Below are 20,562 nucleotides of genomic sequence, written 5' to 3' on the forward strand. Positions count from 1 at the left end.
GAGAGTAAATGAAAACACTTCACTCAAAAGGACTGGTGCTGGATTTGACCCAACCTGTGGTGATGGGGATTGTGAATACCACCCCTGATTCATTTTCAGACGGTGGCCATTTCTTCGGCGTTGAGCAAGCGTGTGCCCATGCTGAGCAATTGATTAGTGAAGGGGCGAAAATCATCGATATCGGCGGCGAGTCAACGCGCCCCGGTGCGCCGTTAGTTAGTGTCGAACAAGAGTTGGCACGCGTTATCCCTGTCATTGAATACATCAGTCGTCGCCATAATGTGTGGTTATCGATAGATACCAGTAAACCTGAAGTGATGGCCGGCGCCGTTGCTGCCGGTTGCCATCTGATCAATGATGTTCGCGCCTTAACTGAACCCGGAGCCCTTGCCATGGCCGCGCAATTGCAAGTGCCTGTTTGCTTAATGCATATGCAAGGTCAACCGCAAACCATGCAAGCGAACCCAAGCTATGATGACCTTATTAAGGAGGTGACTGAGTTTTTTAAGGCTCGTATCACAGCATGTGTGTCTGCAGGTATCAGTTTAGATAATATTATCTTGGATCCCGGATTCGGATTTGGTAAAACCTTGGCTCATAATTACCAGCTACTTGCTAACCTATCTAAATTTACTTCATTGCAGTTGCCCTTACTTATCGGGCTTTCTCGTAAAAGTATGATTGGTCAATTATTGGGGCGAGAGGTGGATCAGCGAGTCAGTGGCAGTGTGAGCGCCGCCTTACTGGCATGCCAGCAAGGTGCCAATATCATTCGTGTGCATGATGTCGCGCCAACAATAGATATGCTCAAAGTCTGGCAAATGACCCAGGCTCACGGCCAACATGGCTGAAATTAGTGGTGTAATCGTCGATAGTAAAGGATCATCGCTTATGATTTACTGGCGGTGGTGGTAAGTCGCTTTTTAAGCTTATACAGAAATAATGGATACAATAATGAGAAAGTTTTTTGGAACGGACGGTATTCGCGGCAAAGTTGGCGCGGGCAAGATGACCCCCGAATTAGCCTTAAAATTGGGCTGGGCTGCTGGGCGAGTATTATCTCGCAGCGGCACTCGTAAAGTCATTATTGGCAAAGATACCCGTATTTCGGGCTATTTATTTGAATCAGCCCTAGAGGCCGGTTTATCGGCAGCCGGCTTGAATGTGATGCTGTTAGGGCCGATGCCGACTCCGGCAGTCGCCTACTTGACTCGCACCTTCCGCGCCGAGGCTGGCGTGGTGATCAGTGCCTCTCATAATCCGTATTATGATAATGGTATCAAATTCTTCTCAACCACAGGCTGTAAATTAGATGATGTAGTCGAGCTTGAAATTGAAGCTGAACTCGAAAAGCCGATGACTTGTGTGGAATCTCATTTATTGGGTAAGGTCTCCCGCGTTGAGGATGCCGCTGGGCGTTACATCGAATATTGTAAAGGTAATTTCCCGGCTGAATTTACCTTAGAAGGCTTAAAGATAGTGGTCGATTGCGCGCATGGTGCCACTTATCATATTGCGCCCAATGTATTCCGTGAGCTCGGCGCTGAGGTTATCACCATTGGCACCAGTCCTAACGGCGTTAATATCAATCTTGACTGTGGCGCAACCTCGATGGCGGCCATTCAAGCTAAGGTGGTAGAAACCGGCAGTGATTTAGGTATTGCACTTGATGGCGACGGCGACCGGATCATGATGGTGAATCGACATGGTGAGGTAATCGATGGCGATCAAATTCTGTATATCCTCGCCATGGATGCCAACGCGCGTGACACCTTGAAAGGCGGAGTCGTTGGCACCTTGATGTCAAACCTAGGGTTTGAGTTGGCCCTGCAAGCTGCCGGTATTCCTTTTGCGCGTTCAGCCGTCGGTGATCGCTATGTCATGGAACTCTTAAAAGAAAAGAATTGGCGTTTAGGTGGTGAAAACTCCGGCCATATCTTAAGCCTAGATAATGGAACGACTGGCGATGGCATTATTGCCGGCGTGCTGGTGTTAGCTGCTATGCGCCGTCAGCAATTGAGCTTGGAAGCCTTAACGGCGGATCTCACCATGTTCCCACAGATATTGGTGAATGTTCGCTTTGAGGGCCAAAGCGATCCGTTATCATCTGAACGGGTCAAACAAGCCGTGAGCCAGGTTGAAGCGCAGTTAGGTCAGCGCGGGCGCGTGTTGTTAAGAAAATCTGGCACCGAGCCATTAATTCGGGTGATGGTCGAGGGCGAAGATGCGTCTGAGGTCGAACAATTTGCTCACCAAATCGCCGCAGCCGTAACTGAGGCCGCTAAGTAAATGATTGGGCAAGGCAACTTGCCCAATTAATGTTCTGCGGGAGCAAAAAGTAAGCATTCGCACTCACTTAGATGATTTTTATAAGTTTAGCTATTGTAACTTGCTAAGGGGTTCGATATTATCCCTCCCGCTTTCAGAGGAGACAGAGATGGCACTCAGACGCCCCATGGTTGCAGGCAACTGGAAAATGAATGGTAGTGCTGAATTGGCGCAAGATTTATTCAGTAAGTTTGCTCGCAAGATAAAGGACGATTCTGCTGAAGTAGTCTTATGTCCTCCAGTCATTTATCTCGAAAGTGTTAAACGACTGATGGAAGAAAATAAAGAGGCCTTAAGTGGCAGCTTAGTCAGAATGGGAGCTCAAAATCTGAGTCAGCATCAATTTGGTGCTTATACAGGTGAAGTTTCCGGGCAAATGCTTGCAGATGCCGGATGTCGATACGTGATTATCGGCCATTCTGAACGCCGCAGAATGTACGGCGAAACCAGTGATATCGTGGCCGACAAATTTGCGGCAGCTCAGCGACATGGTTTGACCCCGATCTTATGTGTTGGTGAGTCAGGTCCAGCGCGTGAAGCAAGAAGAACGTTTGAAGTTATTGCTGAAGAATTGGACGTGGTCATTGAAAAAAATGGCACCATGGCCTTTGATAATGCGATAATCGCCTACGAGCCACTTTGGGCAGTAGGTACTGGTAAAAGTGCGACACCAGAGCAGGCCCAGGAAGTACATGCGTTTATTCGTAAACGACTTTCTGAAGTGTCTCCTTATATTGGGGAAAATATCAGGATCCTCTACGGTGGTAGTGTGACTCCGGCCAATGCGGCAGATATTTTCGCACAGCCTGATGTTGATGGTGGACTGATTGGTGGTGCCAGTTTAAACTCGGCTGAGTTTTTAACCCTGTGTTCCATAGCGATGAGCGCATAATTTATGTTTAATGTATTAATGGTTGTTTACTTGTTGGTTTCTATCGCCTTAATCGGCTTGATCTTAATCCAGCAAGGTAAAGGAGCTGATATGGGAGCTTCCTTCGGTGCCGGTGCATCAGGGACTCTGTTCGGTTCAGGTGGTTCAGGCAATTTCCTGACACGCACCACTGCAATTTTAGCGATTAGCTTCTTTGCATTAAGCTTAATCATCGGCAACCTGAGTGCAAACTCAGCAAAAGAAGATGATAGCTGGAAAAGTCTTTCAACTGGTCCTGCTCAACAAGTTGAACAGCCAGTAACTCAATCACAGGATAAGATCCCTGATTGATAGCAAGTTCGCCGAGGTGGTGGAATTGGTAGACGCGCAGCCTTGAGGTGGCTGTGACCTAACGGTCGTGCGGGTTCAAGTCCCGCTCTCGGCACCAAATTTGAGAAAATATTGCGTTTTATTTTTCTCAAATATTGCAAGTAGATGGCAGAGTCCATATACTGGCAGCAGTTTTCGGACGCGGGGTGGAGCAGCATGGTAGCTCGTCGGGCTCATAACCCGAAGGTCGTCGGTTCAAATCCGGCCCCCGCAACCAAACTCCCAGTGGCGCTAACATTAAGTTGAGCGTAACTGTTTATAGGTTCTTATATCAATAGCCTCGTAATTACGGGGTTTTTTGTTATTTGCGACTTTTAAATTGGCCGGAATACGGCGAAATACTGGGGCTTATTAGCCCTTTTTTTGTTTTTTGGGGGTTACCTTGGCAACACTAGAATCCAAACTGACCGAGATGTTACTGCCACCTGTGGCGGCTCTGGGTTTTCAGCTGTGGGGAATTGAATACCTGCAGGCGGGTAAACATTCCACCTTACGTGTATATATCGACAGCGATAAGGGTATCAATGTCGAAGATTGCGCCGCTGCCAGTCGTCAGATCAGTGCGATCATGGATGTTGAGGACCCAATTACACACGAATACACGCTGGAGGTATCCTCTCCAGGCGTCGATCGTCCTCTGTTTTCGGCTGCACACTATGCGGCTTATCTCGGGGAAGATGCGAAAGTTCAATTGACCATGCCAGTCGATGGCGGCCGCAATATGAAAGGCGTCATCACCAAAGTTGAAGGTCAAATGCTGACTTTGACTGTCGATGGTAAAGAAAAATTGGTTGCTATTGATAATATTCGCAAAGGCAACTTAATCGCTAAGTTTTGATAGATTCAAGGTGAACGAGGCAAGATCATGAATAAAGAAATTTTGCTGGTCGCTGAAGCAGTGTCCAATGAGAAAGCAGTTCCGCGTGAGAAGATTTTCGAAGCGCTAGAATTTGCCTTAGCGACTGCGACCAAGAAGAAATATGAAGGTGATATCGACGTCCGCGTTGCTATTGACCGTAAAACCGGTGCATACGAAACCTTCCGTCGTTGGCAGGTCATCGATGATCAGGGTGAAGCGCTGGAAAATCCTTTCCGTGAAATCACCTTAGAAGCCGCTCGTTATGAAGAGCCTGGTATTGAAGTGGGTCAGTTCATCGAAGATGAAATTGAATCGGTTGTTTTCGATCGTATTACCACGCAAACCGCCAAGCAAGTCATCGTGCAAAAAGTACGTGAAGCTGAGCGTGCTCAAGTGGTTGAGCAATTTGCTGACAAAGAAGGTGAGTTGATCACTGGTATTGTTAAAAAGAGCAATCGCGATAGCGTGGTTGTTGATTTAGGCAATAACGCTGATGGTGTATTGTATAAAGAAGACTTGATCAGCCGTGAAAGTTTCCGCCCAGGCGATCGCGTTCGTGCCTTACTGTATTCAGTTCGTCCCGAAGCTCGTGGTGCTCAGTTATTCTTAACTCGTACTAAACCTGACATGCTGATTGAGCTGTTCCGCGTTGAAGTACCTGAGATTGCTGACGAAATGATCGAAATCATGGGCGCTGCCCGTGATCCAGGTAGCCGCGCTAAAATCGCGGTGAAGTCGAACGATCGTCGCATCGACCCTATCGGTGCCTGTGTGGGTATGCGTGGTGCACGTGTGCAAGCGGTATCCAATGAATTGGGTGGCGAGCGCGTAGATATCATCATGTGGGATGATAACCCAGCACAATTTGTGATTAACGCCATGGCACCTGCCGATGTTGCGTCAATCATTGTCGATGAAGACAACCATTCTATGGATATCGCAGTTGAGGCTGATTCTCTGGCTCAAGCGATCGGCCGTAGTGGTCAAAACATTCGTTTAGCTACCCAGTTAACTGGTTGGGAATTGAATGTGATGACGGTTGAAGACATGAATGCCAAGCATCAGGCTGAAAGCGCTAAAGTGGTTAACCTGTTTGTTAATGCATTAGAGATTGATGCTGATTTTGCTCAACTGTTGGCAGACGAAGGCTTTACTTCATTAGAAGAGATTGCCTACGTACCAGAAGCTGAGTTACTGACTATTGACGGTCTGGATGAAGACATTGTTGAAGCCTTGCGTGAGCGTGCTAAAGCAGCGATTTCAACCCGAGCGTTAGCTTCTGAGGAAGCATTGGATGGGGCTGAGCCAAGTGATGACTTACTTGCGCTGGCCGGAATGGAACGTCACCTCGCGTTTGTGTTAGCAAGTCGCGGTATCGTGTCGTTAGAAGATTTAGCCGAACAAGGCATTGATGATTTGATCGAGATTGAAGAATTGACAGAAGAAAAAGCGGGAGAGCTGATCATGGCTGCCCGTAACATCTGTTGGTTTGGCGAAGAAGCCTAGTCGATCAACAGGGGGAAATAACTGATGTCAGGAACAACAGTCGAAAAACTTGCGCAAGAAGTCGGAAAAAATGTTGATCGTTTGATTGAGCAATTTTCTGCCGCAGGTGTGAAAAAAGTTAACGGTGATACTGTCTCTGAGCAAGAAAAGCAGCAGTTACTGGATTATCTTAAAAAGCAACATGGTGGTGATGCCGTCCCGACTAAGATGACATTGCAACGCAAAACTGTGCAGACTTTGAGTGTGGCCGGCAACGGTGGCCAGTCTAAAGATGTTAAAGTTGAAGTGCGTAAGAAACGGACCTTCGTTAAGCGTGATGAGGCAGCGATAGCGGCCGAAGCTGAAGCACAAGCTCGTGCCGAAGCAGAAGCTAGCGCAAAAGCAGAAGCCGAGGCTAAGGCCAAGGCAGAAGCTAAGGCAAAAGCAGAAGCCGAAGCTACGGCTAAAGCGGCTGCTGAAAAAGCCGCTGCAGAAGCTAAGGCGAAAGCTGAGAAGACTTCTCAAGCTCAAGCCCCATCAACAACTAAAGTTGATGCAGAAACAACAGAAGCGAGAGCAGCCCGTTTGGAAGAAGAAAAGATTAAATCGGCCCAAGAAGAACTGGCCAAGCGCAAAGCCGACGAAGAAGCAGCGAAAGCCGCAGAAAAAGCACGTCGCTTAGCAGAAGAAAATGCAAAACGTTGGGATGAAGAAGAGCGCCTACGTTTAGAAGCCGAGAAAAACGGTGATCACCATATCACGACCTCTGTGGTTGCTCGTGCAGCTGAAGACACGGTTGATATGGATGAAGAAAAACGCGGACGTCGCAGTCGCAATAAAACCGCAGCTAAAAAGCGTGGCGGTAAAGATGCTCGTGACGGTCGTGAGCGCCATATGAAGAGCCGCAGCAATGCGCCTAAATCTATGGCCCATGGTTTTAATAAGCCAGTCGCTGCGGTTAACCGCGAAGTGCGTATTGGCGAAACCGTGACTGTGGCAGAATTAGCTCAGAAAATGGCCATCAAAGCGACTGAAATCATCAAGCAAATGATGAAGATGGGCTCAATGGTGACCATTAACCAAGTGTTGGATCAAGAAACCGCACAAATGGTGGCTGAAGAGCTGGGTCACAAGGTTATCCTGTTACGCGAAAACGAACTGGAGCATCAAGTTCTGGCTGACCGTGACGGTGATGTCGCCATGGAGCCTCGTGCACCAGTGGTAACTATCATGGGTCATGTTGACCATGGTAAGACATCGTTGCTCGATTATATCCGTCGTGCCAAAGTTGCTGCTGGTGAAGCCGGTGGTATTACTCAGCACATCGGTGCATACCATGTTGAAACTGACAATGGCATGATCACCTTCTTAGACACTCCTGGTCACGCCGCGTTTACCGCCATGCGTGCTCGTGGTGCTAAAGCGACCGATATCGTGATCTTGGTTGTCGCTGCCGATGACGGTGTTATGCCGCAAACCATCGAAGCTATCCAGCACGCGAAAGCGGGTAACGTGCCATTAATCGTGGCCGTGAACAAAATGGATAAGCCAGAAGCGGATCCAGATCGCGTTAAGACCGAGTTAGCTCAGCACAACGTGATGTCAGAAGATTGGGGTGGAGAAAACATGTTCGTCCACGTATCTGCTAAAGCAGGTACTGGGGTTGATGAACTGTTGGAAGCCATCTTACTTCAAGCCGAAGTATTAGAACTGAAAGCGGTACGTGATGGTATGGCTGCCGGTGTTGTCGTGGAATCTAAACTGGACAAAGGCCGTGGCCCCGTTGCTACCGTATTGGTTCAAGAAGGTACTCTGCGTCAAGGCGATATCGTTTTGTGTGGATTGGAATACGGTAAAATCCGTGCCATGAAAGATGAAAACGGTAACCCGATCACTGAAGCTGGCCCATCTATTCCAGTTGAGATTTTAGGTTTGTCTGGCGTGCCAAGTGCTGGTGATGAAGCAACCGTGGTACGTGATGAACGTAAAGCCCGCGAAGTTGCTCTGTATCGTCAAGGTAAATTCCGTGATGTTAAGCTGGCCCGTCAGCAAAAATCTAAGCTGGAAAACATGTTTGCTAACATGGTTGAAGGCGAAGTTCAGGAACTGAATATCGTGCTTAAGGCTGATGTACAAGGTTCTCTGGAAGCGATTTGTGACTCACTGATGAAGCTGTCTACCGACGAAGTGAAGGTGAACATCATCGCTCGCGGCGTGGGTGCACTGTCTGAAACTGACGCTACGTTAGCGGCGGCTTCTAATGCAATCATGATGGGCTTCAACGTTCGTGCTGATGCACAAGCGCGCAAGACCATCGAATCTGAAAGTGTTGATTTACGTTATTACAGCGTGATTTACGACTTGATCGATGAAGTCCGTGCTGCGATGACCGGTATGTTGGCACCAGAATTCAAGCAAGAGATCATTGGTCTGGCTGAAGTTCGCGATGTATTTAAGTCGCCTAAGCTGGGTGCGATTGCTGGTTGTATGGTTACTGAAGGTATCGTTAAGCGCAGCGCACCAATTCGTGTACTACGTGACAACGTGGTTATCTATGAAGGTGAACTGGAATCGCTGCGTCGCTTTAAAGACGACATGCAAGAAGTTCGTAACGGCATGGAGTGTGGTATCGGCGTTAAGAACTATAATGATGTTCGCGTTGGTGACCAAATCGAAGTATTCGAAACCGTTGAAGTGGCACGCACACTTTAATCTCATTTGAATTGATAAAGGGCGGGTGCGGTCTCTTTGGTACTTGAGTATCAAACAGATGCGGCATACCGCCCTTTGGTGATTATTATGGCAAAAGAATTCAGTCGTACCCGTCGTATCGGCCAACAGTTACAACAAGAGTTGGCCCAGGTACTGCAGCGGGACATGAAAGATCCCCGTGTTGGCATGGTGACAGTTAATGATGTCGAAGTGTCTCGTGACCTCAGCTACGCCAAGGTGTTTGTGACCTTCTTTGAAGAAGACGATGCAATTATCGCTGATAAGTTATCTGCCCTAGATGTCGCGGCACCTTATATTCGTACCTTAGTGGCAGGCCGCATGAAATTGCGCGTGATGCCGCAGCTGCGTTTTGTCTACGACAGCTCGTTAGTCGAAGGTATGCGGATGTCGAACCTGGTGAGCAAAATCATCCGTGAAGATGAACAGAAACAGCAAGCTCACGGCACGAGCGAAGACGATCCTAAGGAGTCCTAATGGCGCGTCGTCCCAAAGGTCGCTTTATTGATGGTATTGTGTTGTTAGACAAGCCGACGGGCATGAGCTCAAATCACGCTCTGCAGCGAGTAAAACGCATGTATGGTGCGGCAAAAGCCGGCCATACTGGCGCGCTTGATCCATTAGCCACCGGCATGTTACCTGTGTGTTTAGGTGAAGCCACCAAATTTTCGTCTCACTTATTAGATGCCGATAAGCGTTATCTAGTGACGGCAAAATTAGGGGTCAGAACCGACACCAGTGATTCTGATGGCGAGGTCGTGCAAGTACGACCGGTGAATATTACCGATGAGCAGTTGCAACAAGCGTTAGCGCATTTTCGTGGTGATACCATGCAAGTGCCCTCAATGTTTTCTGCACTAAAGTATCAGGGGCAACCCTTATATAAATACGCTCGTGAAGGTAAAGAAGTGCCGCGCGAAGCGCGACCTATCACAGTGTATGAGCTTAACTTTGTCAGCTTAGAAGGTGACGATTTAACCTTAGATATTCATTGTTCTAAGGGCACCTATATTCGTACCATCACTGACGACTTAGGCGAAATGCTGGGGTGTGGCGCTCATGTCACCATGCTGCGTCGTACTAAGGTTGCCGATTATCCCTATGAAAAAATGGTGACGTTAGAGCAGTTACAAGCCTTGGTTGACCAAGCGCAAGAGCAAGCGTTAGCGGCGTCGACCCTACTAGATCCCTTGTTACTGCCAATGGATACTGCGGTTGCCAATTTTCCGGTCGTCCATGTGCCTGACCACGCGGCAGCGTTCCTGATGAATGGTAATCCGGTGCAAGTGGCAAATGCCCCTAGCGATACGCTGGTGAGGATCACCCTAGGTGAACCACCCCGTTTTGTGGGTATTGGCCAAGTTAATGAGGCCGGCTTACTGGCACCGAAGCGGTTAATCGTGATCCAATCTGCGGATTAAGCAGTTGCGCCTTGGCGAGAATCTGGCTAAAATACCGCTCCCCTTGGCTGAGTTAGTGATCGGCTAAGGTTTATATAGTTAATTTTTGGAGATAAACATGTCACTAAGCGTTGAAGCGAAAGCTAAAATCGTTGCTGAATTTGCCCGTTGTGAAAACGACACTGGTTCTACTGAAGTTCAAGTTGCTCTGTTAACTGCACAGATCAACCACCTGCAAGGTCACTTCAAAGAGCACATCCACGATCACCACTCACGTCGTGGTCTGTTACGTATGGTAAGTGCTCGTCGTAAGTTACTGGCATATTTGAAGCGTACCGACGTTGTTCGTTATGCTGACCTGATCAAGCGTTTAGGTCTGCGTCGCTAATACGGCGTTTCGCCCACTTGATAGCATGACTCCTTGATTCATGCTATCAAGGTAAAACAGGAGGCTTTGGCCTCCTTTTTTATTGGCTGCAATTTATCGTGGGTCATTTCCACCCCAATCAGCAATATTTCCTCGTTATCATCAAATTGTCTTCCAATGTAGCTTAAAGCGCTCTTTATCTATTCACAGGTATTGCAGTATACTTACGCGCGTAATTAAGGTTATTAAATTAAGGAATGGGTCACGTGAATCCTATCGTAAAAAGTTTTGAGTATGGTCAACATACAGTCACCCTGGAAACAGGTGTTATTGCACGTCAAGCGGATGCCGCTGTTTTAGCCAGCATGGGCGACACCACAGTTTTAGTGACTGTTGTGGGTAAGAAACAGGCAGATCCAGGTCGTGACTTCTTTCCTTTGACTGTAAACTATCAGGAAAAAACTTACGCAGCAGGTAAGATTCCTGGTGGTTTCTTTAAGCGTGAAGGTCGTCCATCTGAAGATGAGACATTGATTGCCCGTTTAATCGATCGTCCAATTCGTCCATTGTTCCCTAAAGGCTTCGTTAACGAAGTTCAGGTTATCATCACTGTCGTTTCTGTGGATCCACAGATTGAGCCAGACATTGTATCTATGATTGGTACTTCTGCAGCGCTTGCCATTTCAGGCATTCCATTCAGCGGTCCATTGGGTGCAGCTCGCGTTGGTTATAGCAATGGTGAATACCTGCTGAACCCAGGTGCGGAACAGCTGGTTGACAGCCAATTGAACTTGGTAGTTGCTGGTACTCAAGGTGCCGTGCTGATGGTTGAGTCAGAAGCGAATGCTCTGCCTGAAGAAGTGATGTTAGGCGCTGTGGTTTACGGTCATGATCAACAGCAAGTTGTGGTTAACGCCATTAACGAATTTAAAGCTGAAGCCGGTAAGCCAACATGGAACTGGTCTGCGCCAGTGAAAGACGAGCAATTAGTAGCTCAAATCAAGACATTGGCCGAAGAAGGTTTAACTGCCGCTTACCAAATTATCACCAAGCTTGAGCGTCAAGATCAAGTGGCGGTTGTTAAGCAAGCTGCGATTGCTAAATTACTGGAAACTCAGCCTGAACTGAATGTTCGCGAGTTAGAAGAGTTATTAGGTAGCTTAGAAAAGAAAGTCGTTCGTAGCCGTATTATTGCCGGCAACCCACGTATCGACGGCCGTGAACCTGACATGGTTCGTGCCCTGAGCGTAATGGCGGGTGTATTACCACGTACTCATGGTTCAGCCCTGTTTACCCGTGGTGAAACTCAGGCGTTAGTGACTTGTACCTTAGGTACTGAACGTGATGCCCAGAAGATTGATAGCATCATGGGCGAGCGCACTAACCGCTTTATGCTGCATTATAACTTCCCTCCTTATTCTGTAGGTGAAACTGGCATGGTGGGTTCACCTAAGCGTCGTGAAATTGGTCACGGCAAGTTAGCATGGCGTGGTATCAACGCTGTGATGCCGACTGCCGCTGAATTCCCATATTCTGTCCGTGTAGTGTCTGAAATCACCGAATCAAACGGTTCAAGCTCTATGGCTTCTGTTTGTGGTACTTCTCTGGCGCTGATGGATGCGGGTGTTCCTATCAAGACTTCTGTTGCGGGTATCGCGATGGGTCTGGTGAAAGAAGGTGATGATTTCGTTGTACTGTCTGACATCTTAGGTGATGAAGATCATTTAGGTGACATGGACTTTAAAGTGGCCGGTACTCGTGATGGTATTACTGCTCTGCAGATGGATATCAAAATCGAAGGTATCACTAAAGAAATCATGGAAATTGCCTTACAGCAAGCCTATGGTGCTCGTGTTCATATTTTGAATGTGATGGACCAAGCCATTGGTTCTGCTCGTGATGATATCTCTGATCACGCGCCACGTATTACGACCATCAAGATTAACCCTGAGAAAATTCGTGATGTTATCGGTAAAGGCGGCGCGACTATCCGTGCGTTGACCGAAGAAACCGGTACCACTATCGAGTTGGATGATGACGGTACTGTTAAGATTGCCTCTTCTAATGGTGAAGCGACTAAAGAAGCGATTCGCCGTATTGAAGAAATCACTTCAGAAGTTGAAGTGGGTCGCATCTATAAGGGTAAGGTTATCCGTATCGTTGATTTCGGTGCGTTTGTTAACATCCTGCCTGGTAAAGATGGTCTGGTACACATTTCACAGATCAGTGAAGAGCGTGTTGCTAACGTTTCTGATCACTTACAACTGAACCAAGAAGTTGATGTGAAAGTGATGGAAGTTGACCGTCAAGGCCGTGTGCGTTTGTCGATTAAAGAAGCTAAAGCGCCTGTAGCTGAAGCGTAATTCTGTCGTACTGTGTTTAAAGAGACCTTCGGGTCTCTTTTTTTATGTCTATGTATTGGCAAGACAATCTGAGATATTTGCGCATGAATAGATAGCCGCTTGTTGCTGCGCTTGCTATGATTGTAGCTATACCAATCGAGATGGGACGAAAGGGTACACAGGATGAAATTTATTTCGCAGTTAAAGGTATTGGCTTTACTCGTATGTACCAGTGCGATAAGTGGTTGTGCAACGACAACATTTGGTCCTGAGCAAGCGTCACAAGGTCGGTTGCAAATTGTGCCACCTTTGCCAGCTTACGAACAGGAAGTGACACTCGCCAAACTGAATGAAATTTTAGCTTCGGTTGAACTCACACCGGCGCAACGGGCCCGTTTTTTATATGAACGGGGGGTATTACACGACAGTGTGGGGTTGCGATTATTGAGTCGGATTGATTTTCATCAAGCTTTAAAAATTCAACCAGATCTTGCCGATGCCTATAATTTCCTCGGCATCTATTATACCCAAGAAGGGGAGTATGCCAGTGCCTTTGAGGCATTCGATGGTGTGCTTGAGCTCGCTCCTAGCTACGATTATGCCTATTTGAACCGCGGCATTGCCTTACATTATGCCGGACGTGACAATTTAGCCGAGCAAGATTTACAAACCTTTGTGGCGCGCCAACCCAATGATCCTTACCGTTTATTGTGGTTATATCTTATTCAGGCAGAAACTCAGCCTGAATTAGCATTGCAAACCTTGGCGCAAAATCGTGGCGCGATAGAAAACGATACTTGGGCTAGCGTGTTGGTGGATTTTTATCTGGGTAAGGCCACTGAAGATCAAGTGTTTGCTGCGGCCAAAGCCGAGTTAACCTCGTCGCGTGAATATGCTCAGCGCTTATGTGAGGCTTATTTCTATTTAGCCAAAACGGCGATAGCCAATAAGCAATACGAAAAAGCGAGTAACTACTTACGTTTAGCTTTAGCCACCAACATTTATGATTTTGTCGAACATCGATATGCGCGGATGGAGCTCGGATTAATTCAGCAAGCGCTACAAGATGGCGGCGCTAACAATTTGCTCATGCTCCCGGATGAACATTTGCCTGAGGCATAAGCTGGCTTCACTGTCTGTCATAAAACGAGTGCTTAGCCACTCGTTTTTGTTGATATCTCCTGTCATTTTTAGCAATAGCGCACTCATGGCCAAGCATAGATTGTTTATCGGCCGCAGATCAGCGAAAATAGCCGCAATTGTTGTTCACTTGCATATTCATCGCCGTCATCTACATGACCGGCCCAGTGAAACACGTGCAAACCTTTTTACGAGAAGATTTTAATCGATGTCAAACTCAGCTTTAGCAACAGAAGTCGCTTTGCGACGTACGTTTGCGATTATCTCGCATCCTGATGCCGCCCAGCCTTTCAACGCTTAAAACCACCTTTCATTGCACACCACAATCACATCTCTACGTACTGAATTTAAAGGCTTTTTGTCTTTTTCTCGTTTCTTTGCTTTTCAATGATGTTCAAGCGTAACCTCGGAAAGTGTGTACAAACTTGAGTACAAATTCCGTTTTAGAGGCCTTTGGCGAAAATTCCATGACACAAATCTGGCTGTAGGCCTTGTGGTTACTGGGTTTGATGAAGAAAGTGCCTTCTGCTTTTGGTACTTTGGTTTCGACATTACAAAAGCGGAATAAATGCGATCATCTCTAGTTTTATGTTTGTAAGCTTATGAATTTAAAGGGTTCGTCATTGTGGTTTTTGATGTGTCATCGTTGCGAGTGTACAAACAGTGTGTACAAATTTTTCTCGTTAGGCATGTTGATTGCTATTCATGACACAAACCGCCTTGTAGCCCTTGTTATTCATAGGTTTGAGCTGAAAAGTACCTAATAGCAACATTTGTGTTTTGATAAGGCTGATCTTCTGAACAAATCATGCATCTTTCTGACCATCAACTAGTGATGAATCAGGCGATGATAGCTTTACATTGATTTTCAGGAGAATGCAGATGACAGCAGTAGCGCACCAGGCAACCCCTTTTCTAACATCTTACGAAGTGATGGCTCGTTACCACATTAGCTATACGACGCTCTGGCGAAGAATAAAAGATGGCAGCTTGCCGCAACCTCGCATCAACCGAAATACACGAAACAAGCTGTGGCACATTGAAGACTTGGAGGAGTATGAGAAGAAAGAGGACTGAGCCTCTTTCTTTTATTTTATTGTCCGAAACGCCAGTTGAATGAAAAGCCTGTCGGCTCGATGATGGTCTCTAGCTGTTGATACCAAACGTCGTAAGCATGACGCATTTCATCCAGGTACTGATATTGGTTGTAGATAGCATCCAACCCTTTTTTGCTGTGGCCAATCATCAACTCGGCAACTTCTTGCGTGGTGATGGCTGACATTCGCGTTCGCATCGTTCTGCGAAGATCATGCATAGACCAATGTTCCATCTCAACACTAAGCGATCTGCGAGCCCAGATTTTCACATTGTTAGGAATAGTGGTATCAAAGCCATTTGTGGCAAGCTCTTCTTGTCCGTTCGCGGGAAACAAGTAAGTTGATTTGCTCATCTGCATCGCTAGTTCAATCAGCTCAATAGCTGGCTTAATCAATGGCCGCATGATCGGCGCTCCAATTTTCTCACCTTGTTTGCGGATCTCTATGGGCACTGTCCACATTGCAGATTGCAAGTCAAAGTGATGCTTTTCAGCTTGAATGAGTTCGCCCTTGCGCCCTCCCAATAAGAGAAGCAGTTTTATGTAGATGCGATTCTTCTCAGTGATTTTTGACTCATGCAAATAGCGCCAAAGTATCCTGATCTCGTTGTCATTTAGCACCCGAGTTCGTTTGCCTTTCTTACCGCCGACCTTCTTTGCAGTGATCCCAGCGGCAGCGTTAATTTCCAAAATCTGTTCATCTATCAGCCAGTCATAAAACTTATGCAGCACAGACACTAGACGTTCTGTGTTTGACGGAGACGCTTCCGAAACCTCACGAAGACAGTTTCTTAAGGACAATTCATTGATGTCAGTTAATGGGTACTTACCAAGTCGGGGCAGCAAATATATTTCACTGCTGCGTTTTTGGTAGTGCCACGTTTTCTCCTTTAGCCCTTGCTTACCGGCAGAGTCTATCCAGTCTCGAAAAATCGATTCGAAGCTTTGATTGGCAGAATACTTGGCCCGTTCTTGCTGTAGGTAGAGCTTGGGGTTTCGGCCTTGATCAAGTACTGCCCTTAACCTATCTAGCTCATTCCTGGCTTCAGCAAGCTTCATAAGTGGGTAAGTACCTATGTCTACCCGTTGTTGCTTGCCATCGAAACGATAACGAAACTGAAAAACAATTTTGCCCTTGGGTGATACCCGAGCACTTAGCCCATCTCGGTCGGCTTTTACTACGGTTTCTTTTGCTTCTTTATTTAACCTGGCATCGAGCCAGCTAACTGATAACGCCATGTTATAAGCCCAGCCCTAGTTTTGATTTTAATGATTGTTTACGTGATTCTGCTTTGGGTTCTGGCGCTGTACTCATAGAAGTCACTTCACCATCTGGTGCATGGCCATCCACCGGTGCAGATGTCGTGGATAGATTGGGTTGGCTCATGTGAATTAACCCAAAGGTGGCCAGCATCCGCAGACGCTCAGCGCGTTCCCGTGGCGGCGTCTTTTCCAATTCTTTGAGTAGTTCAGGGTGGCTCCCTGGGGGAATGTTGACGACAACTCTCATAATCAGGCCCCATAAAACCAGAAGCCTCGGACGTTCGCCAAAACAGACTGTTCCGGCACGATGATCTTGCTTCGTGAAAAAATCTCCTTGGCCGCTTCCTTATAAGCCAAGGCTCCACCTCCGGCGATCAATACCAAGTCCGCATTGATGCTTTCGTCGCGCATAGATTGGCGCATGGCTGTAAGAGCAACAGGCGCTACCTTTTTCATTGCAGCATTCAGATAAGGTGAAATATCGACTTTTTCTCCAAATAGCAGCACCTGCAAGTCGCCGGTTCTCATGGCTTTTTCAAGTCGATCCATACCCACTTTGGCACCATGATCTTCCGAAATCAGCTTATCAATGGTTTCCAGTAGCACGGACATTGCCTGAAGACTGGTTCCTGATGAGCTGTAGCGAATTTCTCCGGCCTCAAGGGCAACCCAGTCAACAGAAAAAAAGCCTGGATCTATGACGACGACGCGACCTTCTTCAATCAAGCCCAAATCTCCACCTGTTTGAACCAGATCCATATAGGCACCGGCAGGCTGCGGCAGCACTTTGACGTCATGAACGGTGATGCTGCGCTTAGGCGTTACTTGATGAATACCTTTTAAACGCTTCACAAGGTCTGACTTACGTTGTGGTTCATGAAACTGGGAAACCGGTAATCCAGTGACAACCAAATCGATGGATTCTGTTTCAGCCATTAACAAGGCGGCATGAAAAAGCGCCTTATAGGTTTTTGTGGTGGGATATTCTGGGTGAAGCTCCCGTTCCCAACCTTGAAGGCGTCCAGCAGGCACACCAGCGGCCCAACGCTCATTCTCGACAGACACATACAAACAAGTTTCATCATCGCCTCCACCGATACGCTCCGGCATACGATCCGCAGGACCGGCCCCCGCAGGCAGAATAATAGTTTTCGGTTCACTGCCTGATTGGCCAATTGCCAGCTTCAGGTTCGAGTAACCGATATCTACGCCTAGTACAAACATACTTATCTCCTGTGCACTCAAAGTGCTCTAACGGTTTTCAACTAACCGCTCAGGTCACGCTTGGGCATTTCCAAGTGCTCTGGCGGTTCACTCAAATGTCATTATCAGGATTCGGTGCACTGGCGGTGGGCAGAAAGGTGACAAATCCTTTCATCTATCTGCCTATTGCATTTTCGCAAAAGTATGAGAATAGGCTCTGTTTGGCGGCGGATGACTAAGCCAAAAAAATCGAGACGCCAAACGTCGTTTGCCTTCTGGCCTGAACTCGCCAAACGGTTTGTATCTTCATGACGATACGTCTTTTCAGGCGTTTTTAAGTGAAATCGGGCTGCATCCCTTGTCAGGTATGGGATTGCGCGAGTTGATTTATATCGAGACGCCAAACAGCGATTGTTACGGCAGTTTTACGTTTGGCGTTTCGATCCAAAAGCCAAACGGATAGTGGTTTTGGCTTTTGGGGTTAATTGGATGGGGAAATTGGTTTGGTAGAAATCGTCAATGAACAATGGAAAGCAGAGATATCAGATTTACTTCAGCAAGAAACGGACAGGCTAAAAGCGCTGGCACGAGCTGAAGTTGATGACTTTTGGGTTACCCATTACAAGGTTCGTGAAAATGAGCCATTTAAAGATTGGGGGCTGCTTGGTGTCCGTATCAGAGACTTTAAGTATGGCTTTGGCATTGAGTGGTACATCAACAGCTTTCACGGTCAACGAGGCAAGCGCGTAGTCTTTAGTAAAGGACTGCGTATCTCAAAGACGAAGCTGAGATACTCATTTTTGGACTGCCAAGGTTTGGCCAAAGAATGGGAGTTAGCGCTGGCCATGGAGAAAGAGGAATTTTTCAGTGATATTCGACGCCAGGTTGATAAGCTCAACATGCTGCGTCGCAGAGTGAATGCCTACTGAATTCTCGGCGCTACTTCACTCGCGGCAACTGGTCCCAGCGTGTTGTATAAGCGGGAGATAAATGCTCTCGCTTCATCGACCAATCTTTCTTCGTACCTTGTCCAGCAAAGAAAACCTTTCCGGCACCACTTTGGTTAATGGTGTCCAATACAGACATTAACTGTTGGCTATTAGAGCGGATCGATACGTCATCGAATAGTCCTGGCTGAAACATGCCAGGATCGTAAAAGTCAGACAGCATGACGCCCGCTTTGGCATAACGAAAACCATCCTTCCATATCCGCTTGAGTAAATGACTGGCCAGCTCGATAAAATCCCTAGTATCGCAACTGGGGATCAGCAACTCACCCGATGCAGAGTTGCTGTATTGCGGCTCGTTGTCCTTAAAGGGGCTGGTACGTATGAACACGGTCATCACTTTGGCTTGCTGCTGTTCTTTGCGTAGCTTCTCAGTGGCGCGGGTTGCGTATTCACATACGGCCTCACGTAACAATTCAAAGTGCGTTACTTTTACGCCAAATGAACGGCTACAGACAATTTGTTTCTTAGTTGGTGGGATCTCTTCAAGTTCAATGCACGACTCACCATTGAGCTCTCTGACGGTTCTCTCTAAAACCACCGAGAACTGGTCTCTGATGGCTCTAGGTGAGGCATTGGCGAGGTCTAAGGCTGTGCTGATACCCAAGGCATTTAAACGCTTAGAAAGCCGTCTACCAACGCCCCAAACATCATCAACCGGGACTAATGCGAGCAATCGACGTTGCCGATCTGGATTGGTTAGATCTACAACCCCCTGAGTGGCGGGGTATTTCTTGGCGGCATGGTTAGCCAGCTTGGCGAGTGTTTTAGTCGGTGCAATGCCTACACAGACGGTGATCCCAATCCAGTGGCCTATGCGCTCTCGCACTTGTTGTCCGAACTCGACAAGGGATAGGACAGACTCAATACCGGTTAAATCTAAAAACGCTTCGTCAATGGAGTAAACCTCTACTCGTGGTGCCATCTCCTCCAAAGTGCGCATCACTCGACTGCTCAAATCCGCATACAGTTCATACAGTTGGCTAAGAATTCCCGCTAAAAATAGACGAGTAAGTGAGCAACCATTCTGCCGCATGGGTTGCTGGCGTCTAACACCAGAAAAATCACCCAGCCCAACCCGCTGTCTATTTTTTAAGGTGGGCATTCATCTACATGTCTAATTTTTTACCAATTTGATCGCTAAGATGTACTAATTTGATTACCGAGGGAGACTGACGGACTAATTACTTAGGGGCTTAATCGTACAATCTCCACTCGACACCACACAACTCACTTCTGGACATTTCTGAGTTGCATTTTAGCTAATTTAGAAAAACATGAATTAGATAAAGTATGGAAATTTCAAATCAATATGAGGCGGACATGAAGAAATTGAAAAAAGTAGCTTAACTGGGTTGGTCAATTTTGGTTGACCACGTCATGTTCCGGTGAGTACGCAAGTCATTGGCGCTAACGAATATGAAGGTCACTTTGCTTTTGACTTACTCTATAACAACTCTTCAGATATACAGCCTAATACCTTATCGACCGATACGCATGGTACCAATAATGTTAACTTCGCTATATTAGATTTCTTTGGTTACACATTCGCCCCTCGATACGCGAAAATGAAAAAGGTGTTTTTTGAGCTATTTGAAGTGACTGAAGAGAACGGAGGCCGTATTCAATTAAAGAAAGATATTAATCATAAGCTAATTGCTGAAGAATGGGACAATATTCAGCATATTGTTTGTTCATTGAGTCGTAAAACCACCACTCAAAGCACAATCATTAGAAAGTTGAGTAACGGCAAGAGCCGAAGATTGTCAGCATTGCATGAGTACGACCGTTTAATTAAATCTATTTATGTTTTGGAGTATGTTGATAATTCAACGTTGCGTCATTACGTCCAGCAAGCCTTGAACAGAGGTGAAGCATACCATCAGTTAAAACGTGCTATTACTTCAGTTAATGGCAATAAATTTCGTGGGGGGAATGATTACCAAGTATCACAATGGGGTTCTAGGGATTTTCCCCTCTAAAAAGACTTAATCCTCTGTAGACCACACCAATAAATGGCTGCGGAGGTGGGTTACTACTTATAAGTGTGGCAAATTAGGTAAATATCGTACATTTAATAC

19 protein-coding genes and 2 tRNA genes are annotated in these 20,562 nt (G+C 46.8%); 17 read left to right on the forward strand and 4 right to left on the reverse strand.

The genetic code is table 11. The features are described 5' to 3' along the window. Window positions 1-8: 8 nt before the first annotated feature. The 15 genes from folP (at window position 9) to KU855_RS07480 (ending at window position 14,989) form a co-directional block, all read left to right on the forward strand. A complete protein-coding gene (gene folP / locus KU855_RS07410) occupies window positions 9-851 on the forward strand; it encodes a dihydropteroate synthase (protein ID WP_218529669.1) in 843 nt (280 codons plus the stop codon). Between the two features lie 103 nt (window positions 852-954). Continuing rightward, complete coding sequence (glmM, locus tag KU855_RS07415) at window positions 955-2,289, forward strand: phosphoglucosamine mutase (RefSeq protein WP_218529670.1); 1,335 nt, start codon at window positions 955-957, stop codon at window positions 2,287-2,289. A 148-nt stretch (window positions 2,290-2,437) separates the two neighbouring features. After that, on the forward strand, window positions 2,438-3,220 hold the full coding sequence (gene tpiA, locus KU855_RS07420; RefSeq protein ID WP_218529671.1) for a triose-phosphate isomerase: 783 nt from the start codon (window positions 2,438-2,440) through the stop codon (window positions 3,218-3,220). Between the two features lie 3 nt (window positions 3,221-3,223). Further along, a complete protein-coding gene (gene secG, locus KU855_RS07425; RefSeq protein ID WP_218529672.1) occupies window positions 3,224-3,550 on the forward strand; it encodes a preprotein translocase subunit SecG in 327 nt (108 codons plus the stop codon). Between the two features lie 10 nt (window positions 3,551-3,560). Then, window positions 3,561-3,647, forward strand: a tRNA-Leu gene (locus KU855_RS07430). 82 nt (window positions 3,648-3,729) lie between these two features. Then, a tRNA-Met gene (locus KU855_RS07435) sits at window positions 3,730-3,806 on the forward strand. Window positions 3,807-3,971: 165 nt separating this feature from the next. Continuing rightward, window positions 3,972-4,427: a ribosome maturation factor RimP gene (rimP, locus tag KU855_RS07440; RefSeq protein ID WP_218529673.1), complete on the forward strand. Its 456-nt coding sequence runs from the start codon at window positions 3,972-3,974 to the stop codon at window positions 4,425-4,427. A 27-nt stretch (window positions 4,428-4,454) separates the two neighbouring features. Next, complete coding sequence (gene nusA, locus KU855_RS07445) at window positions 4,455-5,954, forward strand: transcription termination factor NusA (protein ID WP_218529674.1); 1,500 nt, start codon at window positions 4,455-4,457, stop codon at window positions 5,952-5,954. A gap of 24 nt (window positions 5,955-5,978) precedes the next feature. Then, complete coding sequence (gene infB / locus KU855_RS07450) at window positions 5,979-8,645, forward strand: translation initiation factor IF-2 (RefSeq protein ID WP_218529675.1); 2,667 nt, start codon at window positions 5,979-5,981, stop codon at window positions 8,643-8,645. Between the two features lie 87 nt (window positions 8,646-8,732). Then, window positions 8,733-9,140 carry a 30S ribosome-binding factor RbfA gene (gene rbfA / locus KU855_RS07455; RefSeq protein ID WP_218529676.1) on the forward strand — a complete coding sequence of 136 codons (408 nt, stop codon included), beginning with the start codon at window positions 8,733-8,735 and terminating at the stop codon, window positions 9,138-9,140. Beyond that, complete coding sequence (gene truB, locus KU855_RS07460) at window positions 9,140-10,084, forward strand: tRNA pseudouridine(55) synthase TruB (RefSeq protein WP_218529677.1); 945 nt, start codon at window positions 9,140-9,142, stop codon at window positions 10,082-10,084. Before rbfA ends, truB begins: the two co-directional genes overlap by 1 nt. Before the next feature lie 97 nt (window positions 10,085-10,181). Further along, complete coding sequence (rpsO, locus tag KU855_RS07465) at window positions 10,182-10,451, forward strand: 30S ribosomal protein S15 (protein WP_140931683.1); 270 nt, start codon at window positions 10,182-10,184, stop codon at window positions 10,449-10,451. A 245-nt stretch (window positions 10,452-10,696) separates the two neighbouring features. Beyond that, the gene (pnp, locus tag KU855_RS07470) at window positions 10,697-12,793 is read left to right on the forward strand and encodes a polyribonucleotide nucleotidyltransferase (protein WP_218529678.1); all 2,097 of its coding nucleotides are present in this window, start codon (window positions 10,697-10,699) and stop codon (window positions 12,791-12,793) included. Between the two features lie 162 nt (window positions 12,794-12,955). Further along, window positions 12,956-13,894 carry a lipoprotein NlpI gene (gene nlpI, locus KU855_RS07475; RefSeq protein WP_218529679.1) on the forward strand — a complete coding sequence of 313 codons (939 nt, stop codon included), beginning with the start codon at window positions 12,956-12,958 and terminating at the stop codon, window positions 13,892-13,894. Between the two features lie 900 nt (window positions 13,895-14,794). Continuing rightward, window positions 14,795-14,989 (forward strand): AlpA family transcriptional regulator, encoded by a 195-nt coding sequence (locus KU855_RS07480; protein ID WP_040523226.1) that lies wholly within the window; start codon window positions 14,795-14,797, stop codon window positions 14,987-14,989. A 16-nt stretch (window positions 14,990-15,005) separates the two neighbouring features. On the opposite strand, the gene KU855_RS07485 is transcribed toward KU855_RS07480, so the two are convergent. Genes KU855_RS07485 through KU855_RS07495 form a run of 3 tightly spaced genes read right to left on the reverse strand, consistent with a single transcriptional unit; the run spans window position 15,006 to window position 17,495 of the window. Further along, entirely contained in the window at window positions 15,006-16,247 is a 1,242-nt protein-coding gene (locus tag KU855_RS07485; protein ID WP_008845652.1) for an integrase family protein, read from the reverse strand. A 1-nt stretch (window position 16,248) separates the two neighbouring features. Continuing rightward, window positions 16,249-16,518 (reverse strand): hypothetical protein, encoded by a 270-nt coding sequence (locus KU855_RS07490; protein WP_040523228.1) that lies wholly within the window; start codon window positions 16,516-16,518, stop codon window positions 16,249-16,251. A 2-nt stretch (window positions 16,519-16,520) separates the two neighbouring features. Next, entirely contained in the window at window positions 16,521-17,495 is a 975-nt protein-coding gene (locus KU855_RS07495; protein WP_008845654.1) for a ParM/StbA family protein, read from the reverse strand. A 464-nt stretch (window positions 17,496-17,959) separates the two neighbouring features. Here KU855_RS07495 and mobI point away from each other — a divergent pair, with 464 nt between their 5' ends. Continuing rightward, window positions 17,960-18,403: a conjugative transfer protein MobI(A/C) gene (mobI, locus tag KU855_RS07500; RefSeq protein ID WP_040523231.1), complete on the forward strand. Its 444-nt coding sequence runs from the start codon at window positions 17,960-17,962 to the stop codon at window positions 18,401-18,403. Window positions 18,404-18,413: 10 nt separating this feature from the next. On the opposite strand, the gene umuC is transcribed toward mobI, so the two are convergent. After that, entirely contained in the window at window positions 18,414-19,586 is a 1,173-nt protein-coding gene (gene umuC / locus KU855_RS07505) for a translesion error-prone DNA polymerase V subunit UmuC (RefSeq protein WP_008845658.1), read from the reverse strand. A 283-nt stretch (window positions 19,587-19,869) separates the two neighbouring features. Between umuC and KU855_RS07510 the strand changes: the two genes are divergently transcribed. Next, window positions 19,870-20,463: a Tn3 family transposase gene (locus KU855_RS07510; RefSeq protein WP_000107352.1), complete on the forward strand. Its 594-nt coding sequence runs from the start codon at window positions 19,870-19,872 to the stop codon at window positions 20,461-20,463. Window positions 20,464-20,562 lie beyond the last annotated feature (99 nt).

The sequence above is a fragment of the Shewanella sp. NIFS-20-20 genome (assembly GCF_019209865.1).
Taxonomy (GTDB): domain Bacteria; phylum Pseudomonadota; class Gammaproteobacteria; order Enterobacterales; family Shewanellaceae; genus Shewanella.

Bases quoted from the DNA above. Each gene is read 5' to 3' on its own strand.
- nusA (WP_218529674.1), top strand. From the start codon at position 4,455: ATGAATAAAGAAATTTTGCTGGTCGCTGAAGCAGTGTCCAATGAGAAA.
- folP (WP_218529669.1), top strand. From the start codon at position 9: ATGAAAACACTTCACTCAAAAGGACTGGTGCTGGATTTGACCCAACCT.
- glmM (WP_218529670.1), top strand. From the start codon at position 955: ATGAGAAAGTTTTTTGGAACGGACGGTATTCGCGGCAAAGTTGGCGCG.
- secG (WP_218529672.1), top strand. From the start codon at position 3,224: ATGTTTAATGTATTAATGGTTGTTTACTTGTTGGTTTCTATCGCCTTA.
- rpsO (WP_140931683.1), top strand. From the start codon at position 10,182: ATGTCACTAAGCGTTGAAGCGAAAGCTAAAATCGTTGCTGAATTTGCC.
- KU855_RS07495 (WP_008845654.1), bottom strand. From the start codon at position 17,495: ATGTTTGTACTAGGCGTAGATATCGGTTACTCGAACCTGAAGCTGGCA.
- umuC (WP_008845658.1), bottom strand. From the start codon at position 19,586: ATGCCCACCTTAAAAAATAGACAGCGGGTTGGGCTGGGTGATTTTTCT.
- KU855_RS07490 (WP_040523228.1), bottom strand. From the start codon at position 16,518: ATGAGAGTTGTCGTCAACATTCCCCCAGGGAGCCACCCTGAACTACTC.
- infB (WP_218529675.1), top strand. From the start codon at position 5,979: ATGTCAGGAACAACAGTCGAAAAACTTGCGCAAGAAGTCGGAAAAAAT.
- KU855_RS07485 (WP_008845652.1), bottom strand. From the start codon at position 16,247: ATGGCGTTATCAGTTAGCTGGCTCGATGCCAGGTTAAATAAAGAAGCA.
- tpiA (WP_218529671.1), top strand. From the start codon at position 2,438: ATGGCACTCAGACGCCCCATGGTTGCAGGCAACTGGAAAATGAATGGT.
- nlpI (WP_218529679.1), top strand. From the start codon at position 12,956: ATGAAATTTATTTCGCAGTTAAAGGTATTGGCTTTACTCGTATGTACC.
- truB (WP_218529677.1), top strand. From the start codon at position 9,140: ATGGCGCGTCGTCCCAAAGGTCGCTTTATTGATGGTATTGTGTTGTTA.
- KU855_RS07480 (WP_040523226.1), top strand. From the start codon at position 14,795: ATGACAGCAGTAGCGCACCAGGCAACCCCTTTTCTAACATCTTACGAA.
- rbfA (WP_218529676.1), top strand. From the start codon at position 8,733: ATGGCAAAAGAATTCAGTCGTACCCGTCGTATCGGCCAACAGTTACAA.